At 61.3% G+C, this 16202-nt stretch carries 12 protein-coding genes; 5 read left to right on the top strand and 7 right to left on the bottom strand.

Annotated features, from left to right (window positions below):
* Window positions 1–28 precede the first annotated feature (28 nt).
* The 7 genes from GRAN_RS08715 to GRAN_RS08685 are packed head-to-tail and all read right to left on the bottom strand — an operon-like array spanning window position 29 to window position 9027.
* Window positions 29–715, bottom strand: coding sequence for a hypothetical protein (locus GRAN_RS08715; protein ID WP_128912507.1), 687 nt, complete (start codon window positions 713–715; stop codon window positions 29–31).
* Window positions 705–2048 (bottom strand): hypothetical protein, encoded by a 1344-nt coding sequence (locus GRAN_RS08710; RefSeq protein ID WP_128912506.1) that lies wholly within the window; start codon window positions 2046–2048, stop codon window positions 705–707. The genes GRAN_RS08715 and GRAN_RS08710 overlap by 11 nt, the downstream gene beginning before the upstream one ends.
* 35 nt (window positions 2049–2083) lie before the next feature.
* The gene (locus tag GRAN_RS08705; protein ID WP_241654416.1) at window positions 2084–2977 is read right to left on the bottom strand and encodes a c-type cytochrome; all 894 of its coding nucleotides are present in this window, start codon (window positions 2975–2977) and stop codon (window positions 2084–2086) included.
* Window positions 2925–3467 carry a DUF3341 domain-containing protein gene (locus tag GRAN_RS08700; RefSeq protein WP_128912505.1) on the bottom strand — a complete coding sequence of 181 codons (543 nt, stop codon included), beginning with the start codon at window positions 3465–3467 and terminating at the stop codon, window positions 2925–2927. Before GRAN_RS08700 ends, GRAN_RS08705 begins: the two co-directional genes overlap by 53 nt.
* Complete coding sequence (gene nrfD, locus GRAN_RS08695; RefSeq protein ID WP_128912504.1) at window positions 3467–4897, bottom strand: NrfD/PsrC family molybdoenzyme membrane anchor subunit; 1431 nt, start codon at window positions 4895–4897, stop codon at window positions 3467–3469. Before nrfD ends, GRAN_RS08700 begins: the two co-directional genes overlap by 1 nt.
* A complete protein-coding gene (locus tag GRAN_RS08690; protein WP_241654415.1) occupies window positions 4898–8149 on the bottom strand; it encodes a TAT-variant-translocated molybdopterin oxidoreductase in 3252 nt (1083 codons plus the stop codon).
* Entirely contained in the window at window positions 8146–9027 is an 882-nt protein-coding gene (locus GRAN_RS08685) for a cytochrome c3 family protein (RefSeq protein ID WP_128912503.1), read from the bottom strand. The genes GRAN_RS08690 and GRAN_RS08685 overlap by 4 nt, the downstream gene beginning before the upstream one ends.
* 638 nt (window positions 9028–9665) lie before the next feature.
* Here GRAN_RS08685 and GRAN_RS08680 point away from each other — a divergent pair.
* From GRAN_RS08680 to rocD, 5 genes are all read left to right on the top strand, one after another.
* A complete protein-coding gene (locus GRAN_RS08680; RefSeq protein ID WP_128912502.1) occupies window positions 9666–10379 on the top strand; it encodes a DNA-3-methyladenine glycosylase family protein in 714 nt (237 codons plus the stop codon).
* Between the two features lie 85 nt (window positions 10380–10464).
* Window positions 10465–13110 (top strand): DUF3536 domain-containing protein, encoded by a 2646-nt coding sequence (locus GRAN_RS08675; protein ID WP_128912501.1) that lies wholly within the window; start codon window positions 10465–10467, stop codon window positions 13108–13110.
* A 181-nt stretch (window positions 13111–13291) separates the two neighbouring features.
* A complete protein-coding gene (locus GRAN_RS08670) occupies window positions 13292–14314 on the top strand; it encodes an LLM class flavin-dependent oxidoreductase (protein ID WP_128912500.1) in 1023 nt (340 codons plus the stop codon).
* Between the two features lie 334 nt (window positions 14315–14648).
* Window positions 14649–14948: a hypothetical protein gene (locus GRAN_RS26120; RefSeq protein WP_241654414.1), complete on the top strand. Its 300-nt coding sequence runs from the start codon at window positions 14649–14651 to the stop codon at window positions 14946–14948.
* 46 nt (window positions 14949–14994) lie between these two features.
* Entirely contained in the window at window positions 14995–16194 is a 1200-nt protein-coding gene (gene rocD, locus GRAN_RS08660) for an ornithine--oxo-acid transaminase (RefSeq protein WP_128912499.1), read from the top strand.
* Window positions 16195–16202 lie beyond the last annotated feature (8 nt).

The raw sequence follows: 16202 nt of genomic DNA, 5'->3' as shown, positions 1-16202 counted from the left end.
TTAATCCTAGTGCGTTACATCCATTGCGCTACTTCTGGGGAACCAGCTCCGCATGGCTTTCGCCAGCGGCCTTCGTGTAGCTCATCTTCTGAGCCCGGGCTTCGATCGTGTCGAGTTCGTAACCGGTACGCGCGAATCCTGTTGTCAGCGGAGCCTGCACACTCGGCTGCTCATCACCTGCAAGTATCGTCTTGGGTCCGCTTGCCACAGCGACCGGAAGACCGCGTTCAACGATTAGCTGCATCGCCCGATCGATAGGGATCCGAACAGAGCCCGGCATTCCGTTCACAGTGCTGTAGTGGTCGAGCAGAAGGTCTTCGCGAGCATGCATATCGGCGATGGACTGATTCCCGTCATCCACATCCAGCCGCGGAGTCGGGAAGATCGCCGTCATCTTCTGCAGCTCCTTCTGGTCCATCTCCGGATTGCTGGCGAGATTCTGCCGCTTGCGATCGGTGTCGACGCCCCCCGCTTCGCGACGCCACTTCGTCGCTTCGCCGTCCTGCTTGAGGAACTGGGTGTTGATAACCCGGCCCATGAGGAAGCAGAAGAAGAAGAACACGAACACGAAGCCGATCAGCCCGCCAAGGAAGACCACCACGCCGTTGACGTTGACGTCGGTTAGCTCGTAGCCAGGGCTGCCGGACTTTTGATCGGAGGCTGGCGGCGTGCCGCCAGCGACGTTCTTGCCGAGATCGTGGTTATCAGTGGGCATGTTCGGCCTCCAGCATCTCCTCGAGGTGAGGATCATTCGTAGCGATCAGCGGCCGCTTATTGAGTTCTGTCAAGTAGTAGGCAGCCCAGAGAGACAGCACGCACAGTGGAACCGTGATGTAAGCCAGGATCCCGATATTGCCGCTTAGGTGAAGGTTTCCAGCCGCATCCGGAAAGTTCGGCTCGATGAGCCAGAACATGTCCACGCAACGCGCGAAGATCATGAAGCACGCCAGCAGGGACAACCGGCGCTTGTCGCGCTTGAGGTCCCGCGAAAGCAAGAGACAGAATGGGATCAGCCAATGGCAGACGAAGTCCAGTGAGCAGATATACCACCAGCCACCATGAATCCGGTTCAGGTACCAGGGAATCTCGTCCGGTACGTTCCCCGACCAGATGATCAGGAACTCGGCAAACGAAAGATAGATGTTCAGCATCACGAAGGCGAAGGCCAGCTTTCCGAGGTCGTGCTGCTCGGTCTTGCGCAGCAGGGTCGCCATCGGCTCAACCTTCGAGAGCTTGATGACCGTCAGGATACTCAGTGCGAACACCGCGAACCCTTGGCCAACGAGGAACTGCAGGCCCCAGATCGAGGAGTACCAAGTCACATCGAGCGACATGATCCAGATGATTGCCCCATCCGTCAGGAGCACGACGTAGAGGAAGATTCCAGGCCCGCTCAGATTCTCAAATCGTGTCCGCCACCGGTCGTAACTGGGTTCGGTTCCTCGCGCCGGATCGTTATCCCGGTCGAGCGACCATTTATTGAGCAGAAACGCAAAGAGTCCGAGAATTCCGAACACGAGCAAGGATTGCACCACAAACGCGACCGGATTGAGCATGACGCGCTTGGCAATCATGGTCAGGGCCTGCTCCTTGGTCATCAGGTGCTGTGCTAGGCCGCGCGCTGTATCGGCATCCGTCGGAAACGCTGCCCACTGGTAAAGCTGCTTCATGCAGACCGCGATCGGGATCCACATTACGAACACGAGCACCAGCGTCCGGCTCATCGCTTCGAGCGGCCGGCGGAGAAGAAGACCCCACTTACCGCCAGAGACATACTGCAGCATCAGCAGCACAAGTCCGCCGCCCGCAAACCCGAAGCATGTCATGAAGCCGAGGAGGTAGGCGCGGAGAATGTGGATTGGCCCGCCGGCGACAAAAAAGAAGAGCAAGGAAACCACGCCCGAGATGGCCGCGATCAGCAGCGCGCGCCTACGCCAGGCTGCAACGAGCGTCGGAGCGCTCAAAACCGCGGGCAGGATACGTGGGCCATGATGGGCCGCCATTGCGTGGCTGCCGGCTTCCCCGTGTTGTTCGTGTCCAGATGACATGAGTTCAGGCCTTCATTCGGAGATCGGAAAGATCGTTACTGTTTGGGCGAATCGCCCGACGGGGCGGCCAGTGCATTTGGCTTCGACGCGGCTGGAGGTGTCGGCGAAGTAGACTTTGAGGCTGCTCCCGGAGCAGGACTCATCATTTGGCCGGGAATCCCGTTATCCTGGTTGTTCGGCGTGCCGTAGATGGCAGTCGACGGAAGGGCCCACTCGGAGGCAAATTCTTTCGGGAAACCCTCGCGCTCCGCAATCGCGCCAAGCGGCTGAACCGTCGCGCCCGAGGCTACATCCGACTGTCTCGCGTTCTGGCTCAATTGCAGCGCCTTGATGTAGGCCACAACAGCCCAGCGGTCTTCGGGCGTAAGCTGCGCCGCGTAGTCCGGCATCGATCCATAGCCGTTGGTCATCACGTCGAAGAAGTGTCCGAGATTCGAAGCCTGCATGCGCGCCGTGTGGAAGTTACCCGCCGGACGGTATCCGCGCTCGACGATCATGCCAGCACCGTTTCCAACGCGAGAGTGACAGGGTGTGCAGTAGATGTTGTACCGCTCCTGTCCCCGCTGCATCACGGCGGCGGTCACCGGGAAGGGCATCACATCACCCTCCTTGCCGTTGATCATGCCGGTGTAGAAGTAGCTGTCTTCCCGAAGCTGACCGCGAGCCACGGTGTTCTCGACCTGCGGACGCGCCGAACGGCCATCGGCAAAGAAGTCAGTACCGCGCTGGGGAACGAACTTCGGCTGATCATGCATGTCCTGCCGACAGCCGATGCTGAAGAGTAGCGTCACTGTCGCACAGGCAGCCATCACCCTGGCGGCGATGCGTCCCTTCGCAGGGGTCTGGAGTTGGACCGGAGTTGCTGTGAGCTGCGTATTAATGATCCACCTCCACGACGGAGACTGCGGGAAACTTCTCGAGAAACGCACGCGTCTCGGTCAAGGAAAACTTCGGGTCGGTCGCTTCCAGGCAAAGGAAAAACTTGTCCGTCGTCGCGCCATTGCGGAAGTTTGCTGCGTTGAAGACCGGATGGTAGAGCTGGGGAAGGCCATTCAGGGCGAGCATGCCGAAGGCGGCCGAAAGACCGGCGAAAAGAATCGTCCACTCATACGCCGGAATGATGAATGCCGGCCATGAGAACAATGGACGTCCCGCGATGTTCAGCGGATACCCATAGACCGAGATCCACGTCTCCATCAAGAACGCCGTCGTCACGCCCATCAAACCACCCAGCAAGCAAACCAGCGGCACACGAGTCTTGTGGAAGTGCAGCGCCTCCGCGGCTTCTTCTACCGGGTACGGAGTGTAACATTCCATCCGGCGGTAGCCTGCGGCGCGTGCCTGTTCAGTCGCGTAGACCAGTTCGGAGGGCGTATTGAACTCCGCGATCAATCCGTAAATTCCTTCGCGCGGCGGCATCAGGCGGTCTCCTCAACGGTGGTCTCTGCTTCCGGTCCCTGTCGCGTCACCTTCGTCTGCGGAAGCATCATCCGGATCTCCGACATCGGGATCATCGGGAGGAAGCGAGCGAACAGGAGGAACAGGAAGGTGAAGAGGCCCCACGTTCCAATAAAGATCATGTAATCCCACCGCGTCGCCTTGTATGTTCCCCAGCTTGACGGCAGGTAGTCGCGGTAGAGGCTGGTCACGACGATGACGAAGCGCTCAAACCACATACCGATGTTCACGATGAACGACAACACGAACAGGAACCCGACATTCACCCGCAACTTGCGCGACCAAAGCGTCGTCAGCGGGATTGCGATGTTCGTCAGGATAAGGATCCAGTAGCCCCAGCCCAGCGGGCCGAACATCCGGTTCCACATCATGAAGAACTCCCAATGGCTCGCCGAGTACCAGGCCATGAAAACCTCCATGCCGTACCCGTAGGCCACGATCAGCCCGGTCCCGAGCATGACCTTCGCCATGTTGTCGAGATGGCGCAGCGTCACCAGGTCTTCCAAGTGGTAAAACTTCCGGATCGGAATTGCCAGTGTCAGCACCATCGCGAATCCGGAGTAGATAGCGCCGGCCACAAAGTAAGGCGGGAAGATTGTCGTATGCCATCCAGCCAGCGCTGCGACCGCGAAGTCGAAGCTGATGACCGTGTGTACCGAGAGCACGAGAGGCGTTGATAGTCCTGCCAGGAGAAGCGAAGCCGTCTCATAGCGGATCCAGTGCCGCGTCGATCCGCGCCAGCCCAGCGAAAGTACCCCGTAAGCAGCTTTTGCCAGCGGCATCGTCGCGCGGTCGCGTAGTGTGCCGAAGTCGGGAATCATGCCGACGTACCAGAAAACGATCGAAATAGTCGCGTATGTTGAAACAGCGAAGACGTCCCAGCATAGCGGCGACCGGAACTGCGGCCACACGTTCATCGTGTTCGGATACGGGAAGAGCCAGTACGCAAGCCATGGACGGCCAACGTGGATCAGCGGAAAGGTTCCGGCGCAGACGACCGCAAAGATCGTCATGGCTTCCGCAAACCGGTTGATCGAGTTCCGCCACGTCTGCTTGAACAGGAGCAGGATGGCCGAGATCAGCGTACCGGCGTGACCGATACCAATCCACCACACAAAGTTGATGATGGCGAATCCCCAGGCGCCTGGGATCGTCACACCCCAGATTCCGATGCCCTTCAGGAACAGCCAGGTGATGCCGACGATCACACCCTGTGCCACGCCCGCCGCGACGATCAGCCCGAAGAACCACGCCAGCGGAGTGTTCCCCGTCAGCACGATTCCGCCGATCTTCTGCGTCACCGACTTGAAGTTGTGGCCCGGCGCGATGACCGCGTACTCTCCGGTACGCGGGTCAATCATAGGGTCAACGATTGGTCCTTTGGTCGCCATTTATGCCAGCTCCGGATTCGGGTTGATGACGCCGGCCGTGTACGTCGTACGCGGGCGGTAGTTCAGGTCGGCCAGCACCTGGTAGTCGCGTTCCTTCGCCTTCAGCTTGGCGACCTTGCTTTCGGGATCGTTGATATTCCCGAAGACGATCGCCGATGTCGGGCAGGACTGCTGGCATGCCGTGACGATATCCCCGTCGCGAACCTCGCGGTTTTCCTTGTCGGCATCGATCTTCGCCGCCTCAATGCGCTGGATGCAGTAACTGCACTTTTCCATCACACCGCGCGAACGAACCGTGACATCCGGGTTCCTCATGAACTTGAGGCTCTCCGTGTCGTAGTCCGAGTACAGCAGGAAGTTGAACCGGCGAACCTTGTAGGCGCAGTTGTTCGAGCAGTAGCGGGTTCCTACGCACCGGTTATAGACCATCGTGTTGATGCCTTCGGGGGTATGAACCGTTGCGCCGACCGGGCAAACCTGTTCGCAGCCCGCGTTCTCGCAGTGCTGGCAAGCCATCGGCTGAAAGTGCGCACGCGGTGAACTCAGATCCCCCTCAAAGTAGGTATCGATCCGGAGCCACTGCATATTGCGGCCGACCTTGACCTGCTCCCGTCCAACCACAGCGATGTTGTTCTCCGCGTAGCAGGCGACGATGCAGGCATTGCAGCCGACGCAGCTATTCAGATCGATCGACATGCCCCAGGCATTCTGGATCTTGCCAGACGATGCATCCGTCTTCTTGTAGTTCCACGCATCCGGGAAGAAACTGTCTTCATGGCCGGGCTTCTCGCCGATTGGCATATAGCCGACCTTGTCAACTTGCGTCCCGCTTGCACCCTCATGGGCAAAATTGGGCTCTTTCTTCGCCTCTTCCAAGGTGGCATAGCGAATAATCCCGCGCTCCTCCGCCTCGTGTCCGGCGAGCGAGTAGGTGCCTTCCTTGTCCGACAGCTTCTGGTTCAGATCATGCTGCGCGAAGCTGCCGCGATGCTCGATGTTGTGGACCTTGGTCACGCACAGGTCGTACGTCCCCGAGCCCTTCTTCACCGTCGCATCAAGCGCGTAGGAAAGCGCGTCGGTCGTGCGCAGAGGATAGGCATTGAAGCCCACATCCGTAGCCACGCGGCCTGCAGCGGCACCACGTCCCAGCCCAAGATGAACCGTGATCGCCCCATCCGGATGTCCAGGCGAAGCCAGCACCGGCGCGGTGACAGTCCGCCCGCCACGCGTGATCTCGATGAGGTCGCCCTCTTCGATCTTCATCTCCAGCATCGTCTTCATGCTGATCAGCGCAGCGTTATCCCAGCTCAGGTTCGTGATCTGCTTCGGAAGTTCCTGCAGCCAGCCGACGTTTGCGAAGCGCCCGTCATAGAGAGAAGGATCCGCTTTGAACGAAACCTCAATCGCGCCGGAACCAGTCGGAGCTGCCGGCATCGAACCACCCGGAGCCGCGCCGGGAGTAGCGGTCTTCGGAGTGAACGCCGTCCCCTGGACCCAGCCATCGTGCAACGCCTTCCGCCATCCCGCGGAAAAGTCGCCCTGGATGTAAGTCTTCGCGTTCGCCTGCACCACGTCGTAACCGGACTTGCTCGGATCGAGCAGCACCTGAAAGATATCGTGCGCCGACTTGCCCCCATAGAGTGGATCGATCATGGGCTGGATGACCGTGATCGTGCCGTCGTATGCCCGCGCATCCGACCAGCTCTCGAGGTAGTGTGCCTTGTTGATGTGCCAGTTCGAGATCGTACCTGTCTCGTCGACATGGCTTCCGAGGTGAACCGTCATCGGAACCTTGTTGAAGGCATCCGCGAAGCCAAGGTCAGCCGGAGCCGAGTAGATCGGGTTGACGCCAAGCATCACCAGCCACTGCACGCGGCCCGCGCTCATATCCGCAACCAGAGACATCAGGTCTGCCGTCTGCTCCGTCGGGATCGGGTTTACGGTCTCGGTGTAAACCACAGTCTTCCCTACCGCGCCAATCGCATTGTTCAGCGCGTAAGCGGCGGCATGAACGGCCGGTGAAGCCTGCTCACCGGGAATCACAACAGCCTTGCCGCCGTTCTGCTTCAGGTCAGCCTGCAGCGCACTGAAGAACTTTTGCTGTTCCGGCGTCAGCCCTGCCGGAGTCGAACCGCCCGCGAGCGCTGTCGCAAAGCCCGCGATCTGGCTTGGCTTGAGCGCCAGCCTGTGTTCCGCCTTAAAGCCAGTCACCGTCGGAAGGCTCTCGACGACGTACAGGCGGTTCATCGGCTTGTCTTCTTCGTAACGATGACGTTCGCCGTAGGTGGCCGCCAGCGTCAGGAATCCGGGATGAGCAATTCCGCCGAGGAAATCCGCGTCGAGCGAAAGAATGACATCGGCATCTTCGAGCTTGTACTGAGCATCCGTGTAGCTTCCGAAAGCAGCCTTCGAGGCCGAGCGGCTCGCATCCCGATTGATCGGCTCCCACTGGATCAGCTTCGCCTGCGGATAGGCCGTCTGCACCTGCTTCCACTGCGCCGCCAGCGTCGGGGACGTAATCGTCTCACTCAGGAAGTAGATTCCCTGCCCACCGGAACTCTTCTTGGCAGCGGTTGCAAACACTTGTTGGAACCGGCCAAAGCTATCGGCCGCGCCACGATAGAGCGCATGCTGCGACCGATCCGGATCGTACAGATCCAGAAGTGTCGCCTGCGTAAACGCATCGCTCTTACCTTTCGACGCCGGGTGGTCCGGGTTGCCTTCGATCTTGATCGGGCGGAACGCATCCGTCTTCACCAGCACCGGAATCGCGCCGGTCGGAAAGGGGTACGCGGTCGAGAAGTACATCGGCTTGCCGAGAACGAGATCCTCGGGCTGCTTCACGTACGGAAAGATCGGTTCGTCAGGCTGCTTGGTGCAACCGGCGATCCCGGCCAACGCCATCGACGCGCCCATGACCTTCAGGAAGCCGCGGCGGCTGACAGCGTCGACCCACTCGCTCGTCCCACCCATCGACTGCCGCGGAAACTCTTCGGCCATCAACTCGTGAAATGCCGGTGTCTCTGCCAGTTCGTCGAGATTCTTCCAGAATCGCTTGCCCGTCTTGCCGTCGAGCTTAGCCTGCACCTGGGCAAGCGTCAGCTTCGCCGGCGCAATCGCCGTCACGACCGTTGGGCTCTGAACCGGCTGAGCGACCGCTTCGATCGCCTCCACCACTTCTACCCGTCCCGAATTGTCCATCGCTGACGCCATCTGGTTGCTTTCCGTCACATTCGTCTGATTCGTGTTCATCGGTGGCACACCTCGCAGCTCGCGAGCTCGTTCGGCGTGCGGATATGGTACTGACCCACCAGGTAGTGGCCGAGGTCGATCTGGCTGGTGAACTTCTGGTAGCTGATCGGCATCGCGATCGTGCCCGCCGGAGGTCCGTCCGTCACCGTCTGGCCTTCACCCGAAATCGGGTGCGGCTGAATCTTCGTGCCCGCCTGTAGCATGGCTACCTCAGGTCCACCCTTACTCGGATCCACCGTGGTGCAGGCTACGCTCTGCGCCGTCGGTCCGCCCTTGCCGGTCGAACCGCACCAGACCGGCTTGTCGGTTGAGGGACCAGCCCACGCCATGTTGTAGATCTCGCTCGTCGGCCGGAGGTTAACAGCCGGGTTGCGATGACAGTTCAGGCACCACTCCATCTGTAGCGTGTTCTGCTGATACATCAGCGGCATCTCGTCGACACGGCCATGGCAGCTCGCGCATCCGATGCCCTTGTTCACGTGGATCGAGTGGTTGAAATAGACGTAGTCGGGAAGGTCGTGAACCTTGATCCACTGCACCGATGCCCCCGTCGCCCAGCTCTGCCGGACCGGCTCAAGCAGCGCCGCGTTCGTCCAGATCTGCGAGTGGCAGTTGATACAGGTCTTGGTTGGTGGAATACCCGCGTAGCTCGACTTCTCCACCGAGGTGTGGCAGTACTGGCACTGCAGGCCGAGACCCTCGACGTGATGCTTGTGGCTGAACGGGATGGGCTGGTCCGGCCTCTGCCCCTGCTTGGTCACCCACGGCGACCGTTGCAACTGGTCCAGGGCAACGCCGAGCGCGATGACGATCAAGCCCGTCAAGACCAGGCTCATCCGGGCCAGCGCGTTCGAACTACGGTCAAAAACTTGCGCCATGAGTGCTTTCCTGCTTCCTCTGCGTCTTCTAAGAAGATCTGGAAGTTCTGCGTTCTACCGTTTCGCGGCCATCCAAAGGTGCCGATGGAGCGTGATCCTTGTGTTCCTGAAGCTCGTCCGGGGCCGCATACGCCGGTCGCTCAACGCGTCCACAAGCGCCAGCAGTTTAAGTTTTTGTCCGTTCCCGGACGTTTTGTTCCGGGCTTCCGGAACCTTCGGATGGTTACGTTCGAGACCAACCGTGGAAAACTAGCCTAAGAAGTTCCGAGTATAGCAGTCAGATTTTCTTTGCCAAGTGCTTCAGAACACGCACTCTAACTTTTGGCGAAAAGAGGCATCGATTATCGGATCGATGCGAAAACCCACCCCCAGTATCTCGTGCTGTTCTGGCAGCGGCACGCCAAAAAACCACTATATATAGTCACGAAAAGAATCGTCCGGAATTGGAAATGCGACCACTTTGGGCCGAGTTTTGGACGGCCGATGTTCGAACGCCTTGAACTGGGATGACTCTTCAGTCATCGCATAATTCGGCCAGTTTCTCTTCCCGCTCGCGACTGAGTAAATCTCCGCCTGGCTGAGGCTCTGTCACCCCTCAGACCTCCCTGAACGCAAGGTAGCTGATACTTTGAAAGACCATGCCCCGCCTCGTCGCCGCCCCTCGCTCGCCACGCTACGACATCGCGAGCGCCCTCGCCGAACTCACCAAGGCCGACCCCAAACTCGGCGGCCTGATCGAGCGCGCCGGACCCTTCACCCTCAAGATCGGCAGCACCCTCTCCCCGTTTGAATCCCTCGTCCAATCCATCATCTACCAGCAGCTCCATGGCAAGGCAGCCGCAGCCATCCACGCTCGCCTTATCGCTTCCTTCGAAGACCTCGTCGGCATCGGCATCCACCCGGACCCTCAACACATCCTGGACGCACCCAACGAGCAACTCCGACTCGCCGGCCTCTCCCACAACAAGGCCCTCGCCCTCCGCGACCTCGCCGCCAAGACACTGGATGGGACTGTCCCCACCCTCGCCCGCATCCGCCGCATGTCCGACGACGACATCATCGAGCACCTCACCCAGGTGCGCGGCATCGGTAAATGGACCGTCGAAATGATGCTCATCTTCCGCCTTGGGCGACCGGACGTCCTCCCCGTCACCGACTACGGCGTCCGCAAAGGCTTCGCTCTCACTTTCCAGGGCCTCAAGCCGACAAAGAAGGTGACGCCAGCGGACCTCCCCACCCCCGCCGACATGGAAAAGCGTGCCAAACGGTGGCAGCCCTGGCGGTCGGTCGCGAGCTGGTACATGTGGCGCGCCTGCGATCTCGCCAACCCGAAAGCCCCCGCCCAGCCCTGATCCATAGCATCCCACCTTGGGGCCATAGCCGAAATCCCATAGCGCCCGCGTACAATCGGGAGCGTCCAAAGGCATCAGAACGACCATGAGAAGAAACCGACTGACCCTCTATAGTTTCGACGCACGCCAGAAGCAGAAGAAGGCCGCGGCTCAACCTCCCATTCCTCCCCACGACCAGGCGACCCACCCACGCTACGTCTGCATCCACGGACACTTCTACCAGCCGCCGCGCGAAAACCCCTGGCTCGAGACCGTCGAGGTCCAGGACTCCGCCGCCCCCTACCACGACTGGAACGACCGCATCACCGCCGAGTGTTACGCCCCCAACGGAGCCTCGCGCATCACCAACCTCGAAAACCAGATCATCCGTATCGTCAACAACTATTCGCGGATGAGCTTCAACTTTGGCCCCACCCTCCTGAGCTGGCTCCACGACAAGGCCCCTCGCGCCTATCGCACCATCCTCGACGCCGATAAGGCCAGCATCCTCCGCTACGGCGGACACGGCTCCGCCATGGCCCAGGTCTACAACCACATCATCATGCCCCTCGCCAGCGAGCGTGACGCCATCACCCAGATCCGCTGGGGCATCGCCGACTTCGTCCATCGCTTCCATCGCCGTCCCGAGGGCATGTGGCTCGCCGAAACCGCCGTCAACCGCGCCGTGCTCGACCTCATGGCCCGCGAAGGCATCAAGTTCACTATCCTCGCTCCCAACCAGTGTGCCCGCATTCGCCCCCTGATCCAGGAAGAGTCCCCGGACCTTCCCATCTCCCTCGTTCCCGGCAAACCTGCGCCCACCCCAATCAAGAAACCAAACGACTGGATCGGCACCCCAGACGCCACCGTCGACCCTACCCACGCCTACCTCGTCAAGCTCGACGAGGGCCGCAGCATCAACGTCTTCTTCTACGACGGCCCCGGTTCCCGCGCCATAGCCTTTGAGGGCTTGCTCAACTCCGGCGAGACCTTCGCCCGCCGTCTTCTCGGCGGCTTCCATCCCGACAATCCTAACGATCCCGATAAGGCCCAGCTCTCCCACGTCGCCACCGACGGCGAATCCTACGGTCACCACCACAAGCACGGCGAGATGGCGCTCTCCTACGCCATGCACTGGATCGAGTCCGAAGGCCACGCCAAGCTCACCAACTACGGCGAGTTCCTCGACCTCTTCCCGCCCCACTGGGAGGCCGAGGTCGCCGAAGACACAAGCTGGTCCTGCTTCCACGGCGTCGAGCGCTGGCGCTCCAACTGCGGATGCAATGGCGGTAAGCCCGGCATGAACCAGCTCTGGCGCGGCCCCCTCCGCGACGCCCTCGACTACCTCCGCGATGCCTCCGCCCCCCTTGCCGAAAAGTTCGCCGAAACCTGCCTCAAGGATCTCTGGACCGCCCGCGACGCCTACATCGATGTCGTTCTCGACCGCTCTCCAGCCGCGACCGATGCCTTCCTCAAAGAACACGCCATCCGCGAGCTCAACCCCGACGAGCGCGTCGTCGTCTTCGAGCTCCTCGAACTCGAACGCCACACCCAGCTCATGTACACCTCGTGCGGATGGTTCTTCGACGAGATCTCCGGCATCGAAACCGTCCAGATCATCGCCTACGCCGGCCGCGTCCTTCAGCTCGCCGCCAAGCTCTTCGGCGAACCCGGCGCCGCGCTCGAAGCCGTCTTCCTCGAGAAGCTCGCACTGGCCAAGAGCAACCTCCCCGAGGAGGGCGACGGAGCCCAGATCTACCGCAAGCACGTCACCCCCATGCGCATCGGTCTCGAGCAGGTCGGAGCCCACTACGCCATCAGCTCCGTCTTCCGCGCCTACCCTGAGGACGGCGAGCTCTTCTGTTTTGACGTCCACCGCGACGCCCAGGAGAACTTCACCTCAGGCCGCGGCAAAGTCTCCCTCGGCCGCGCCCGCATCCGCTCCCGCGTCACCGAGGAGACCGAAGAGATGTGCTTCGCCGTCCTTCACCTCGGCGACCAGAACCTCTCCGCCGCCGTCAAGCGCTACAACGCCGAAGAACCCGCTGACATTGCCGCCTTCGATGCCTTCTGCAACGATGTCCGCGCCGCCATCCGCCGCGCCAACCTCCCCGAGATCATCCGCCTCATCGACCGTCAGTTCGGCGACCTAGCCTATTCGCTCACCAGCCTCTTCGCCGACGAGCAGAACCGCATCCTCCGCACCATCCTTGACCAAACCCTCGAGGAGATGGAGAACTCCCTTCGCACCATCTACGAGGACCACGCCTCACTCCTCCACTTCCTCACCGAATCCGGCATGACCGCCCCGCCCGCTCTCGCCCTCGCGGCCAGCTTCGCCATCAACGCCAGCATGCGCCGCGCCTTCGAAGCCCCCGAATTCGACACCGTCGAGTTCGACAGCCTCTTCGCCCGCGCCCACACCGACCAGGTCACCCTCGACCTTCCCACCCTCAACTTCGCTGCCAGCCAGCGCATGAAGCGCGCCATGGTCCACCTCGAAGCCGCCCTCTCCGGCGAACACTCCGCCCGCATCGCCCTCCAGAAGACCCTATTCATCGCCGACTCCATCCGCGCGATGCCGCTGGAGATCAACCTCTGGCAATCCCAGAACATCTGGAACGACCTCCTCCGCCGCTCAGACCCAACATACTGGTCGAAAGAATGGAAAGACGACTTCCGCAAACTCGGCTACGCCCTCAACATCGACGTAGACCAGCTCGTAGTGGAAGAAGGCGTTCCCACCTTTTAAAAGGACTCTGTGGATCAGAGTACAGGCGACACCCGATCGTGGAGCCCGAGAAAGCGCCCCCGGAACATCTGTCGTGCCAGTAGCCAAAGCTCTCTCATGGCGGCATTCTCGAATCATCCAGCGTTACACGTCTCAAACATCGCTACCGCATCTTTCGGGGATGTCGAGAATCTTAATCTCTATGAAGAAGATTGGCTTTTTGTCTTTCGGCCACTGGACGCCTTCCCCACAATCGCAGACACGCTCGGCGGCCGACGTACTCCTGCAGTCGATTGATCTTGCTGTCGAAGCGGAGCGCCTCGGAGCCGACGGCGCTTACTTCCGCGTCCATCACTTTGCGCGTCAGTTATCGTCGCCCTTCCCTCTGCTCGCCGCCGTTGGCGCACGCACCCGAACCATCGAGATCGGTACAGGCGTCATCGATATGCGCTATGAGAACCCGCATTACATGGCGGAGGATTCTTCTGCGGCCGATCTGATCTCCGGCGGACGCCTGCAACTTGGCATCAGCCGGGGATCGCCGGAGCAGGTCATCGAAGGCTGGCGTCATTTTGGCTACAACCCAGCTCCAGGCGAAGATGATGCCGCTATGGGCCGGCGCCATACCGAGGAGTATCTGGACCTCTTGAACGGTCAAGGGTTTGCGAAGCCCGCCCCGCGGCCGATGTTCCCGAACCCACCGGGCCTTCTACGCCTGGAGCCTTTTTCCGATGGCCTGCGCGAGCGGATCTGGTGGGGCTCGGCCTCCAATGCCACTGCGGTTTGGGCTGCGAACCAAGGCATGAACCTGCAAAGCTCGACCCTCAAATTCGATGAAACTGGAGAGCCCCTGCACATCCAGCAGGCAGCCCAGATTCGGGCATTCCGCGCCGCATGGGCCGAGGCTGGACACACTCGGGTTCCCCGCGTCTCCGTCAGCCGAAGCATCTTCGCTCTCATGAATGACATGGATCGTGCCTACTTCGGACACAGCAAGCAGGAGACGGACCAGATCGGCTTTATAGACGCATCGACCCGTGCGGTCTTCGGCCGTGGCTACGCTGCCGAACCCGAGGTACTCATCGAGCAACTCCGAAAAGACGAAGCAATCGCCGAGGCCGACACGCTCCTCCTCACCGTCCCCAATCAACTCGGCGTCGCCTACAACGTGCATGTGATCGAGGCGATCCTCACGACCGTCGCCCCCGCGCTCGGCTGGCGCTGAAGCCCGAAAGCCGCCTCGCAGGCATCGCAAAGACGGCCCCCGAGCTCTAAGGAGATAAGCAAACCTGAATTCCAACGTATCCGGGTCAAGACGATGACGACAATTAACCTGACGAAGAATCTCGCGAGGAGCCTCGCCGCACTTGCCATACTCGCCGCCGCCACAAGCACCATGGCGCCGTCCCAGGAAGCTCTCCCCCCTCAGATAGCCGGCACCTGGAAGATCGTCCGCCAGCTCCCGACGAAGAACACCGGCTGCTGGGATGCCGCCAAGAATCTCGTCGGTACCACCCTCACCTATCGCCAACGCGAAATGCGCTGGCAGGGAGGGGGAGTTGCCCCTCACCGGCATCGTTACCCGCACCGTCACCGCCGACACCTTCACCCAGGAGACCGGACACGCACTGGGCACACCCCTAAGCCTCAGTGAGCTCAACATCACCTCCCCCCGCGTCCTCGAGGTCGACATGCAGCACGACGACGCCGACGTCACCGGCTCGACCACCGAAATCCCCGGCGACTCTGTCCTCCTCGTAGACCGCAACACCATCGTCGTCAGCGCCTGCGGAACCTACTTCGAGGCAACGCGCGCCGCCTCTCCAGCCCGCCTCGTCCGCTCCTCGCAGGGCCAGTAACGCGACAACGGTAGCCGCCCACCCGGTTTCTAGGGCAAAATCAGGTATGGCCGCCCTGACGAAAGACTTCATCGAACTCGAGGAGCAGTACGGAGCCCACAACTACCATCCCCTCAACGTCGTCATCGAGCGGGCAAGCGGAAGCTGGGTCTACGACGTCGAAGGCAAGCGTTACCTCGACTGTCTAGCCGCGTATTCGGCGGTGAATCAGGGCCACTGCCACCCCCGCATCCTCCAGGCCATGGTCGAGCAGGCCCAAAAGGTCACCCTCACCTCCCGCGCCTTCCGTAACGATCAGCTCCCCCTCTTCTACGAAGAGCTCACCACCCTCACCGGCTTTGAGATGGTCCTCCCCATGAACTCCGGCACCGAAGCCGTCGAGTCCGCCATCAAGGTCGCCCGCAAGTGGGGCTACCAGGTCAAAGGCATCCACGCCAACCGCGCCGAGATCATCGTCTGCACCAACAACTTCCACGGTCGCACCATCTCGATCGTCAGCTTCTCCTCCGAAGACCAGTACAAAGACGGCTTCGGCCCCTACCTCGACGGCTTCAAGGTCATCGCCTTCGGCGACGCCGCCGCCCTCGAGCAGGCCATCACCCCCAACACCTGCGCCTTCCTCGTCGAGCCCATCCAGGGCGAAGCAGGAGTCCAGATCCCCCCTGACGGCTTCCTCAAAGCCGCCTCCGAGATCTGCCGCGCCCACAACGTCCTCTTCATCGCCGACGAGATCCAGTCCGGCCTCGGTCGCACCGGCAAGCTCTTCGCCTTCCAGCACGAAGGCATCCGCCCTGACGTCGCCATTATCGGGAAGGCCCTCTCCGGCGGCTTCTACCCCGTATCAGCCGTCCTCGCCTCCCGCGAGATCCTCGGCGTCCTCCACCCCGGCGACCACGGCAGCACCTTCGGCGGCAACCCCCTCGCCTGCGCCATCGCCCGCGCGGCCCTTCGCGTCATCATCGACGAAAACCTCTCCGAGCGCTCCGCCATCCTCGGGGGCTGGTTCATCGAGCGCCTCCGCCAGATCCGCAGCCCACAGGTCGCCTCCGTCCGCGGTCGCGGCCTGTGGATCGCGATGGAGCTCAACATGCCCGCCCGCCCCATCTGCGAAGCTCTCATGGAAGCCGGCCTCCTCTGCAAGGAGACGCATACAACGGTGATCCGCCTGGCCCCACCCCTCACCATCGACCAGACCGACCTTGAGTGGGCCGCCGACCGCATTGAGCAGGTGTTGGCCCGCTTCTAGGTCGCGCG

This window comes from Granulicella sibirica (genome assembly GCF_004115155.1).
Lineage (GTDB): Bacteria > Acidobacteriota > Terriglobia > Terriglobales > Acidobacteriaceae > Edaphobacter > Edaphobacter sibiricus.
This window is presented reverse-complemented; position numbering and strand designations above follow the sequence as displayed.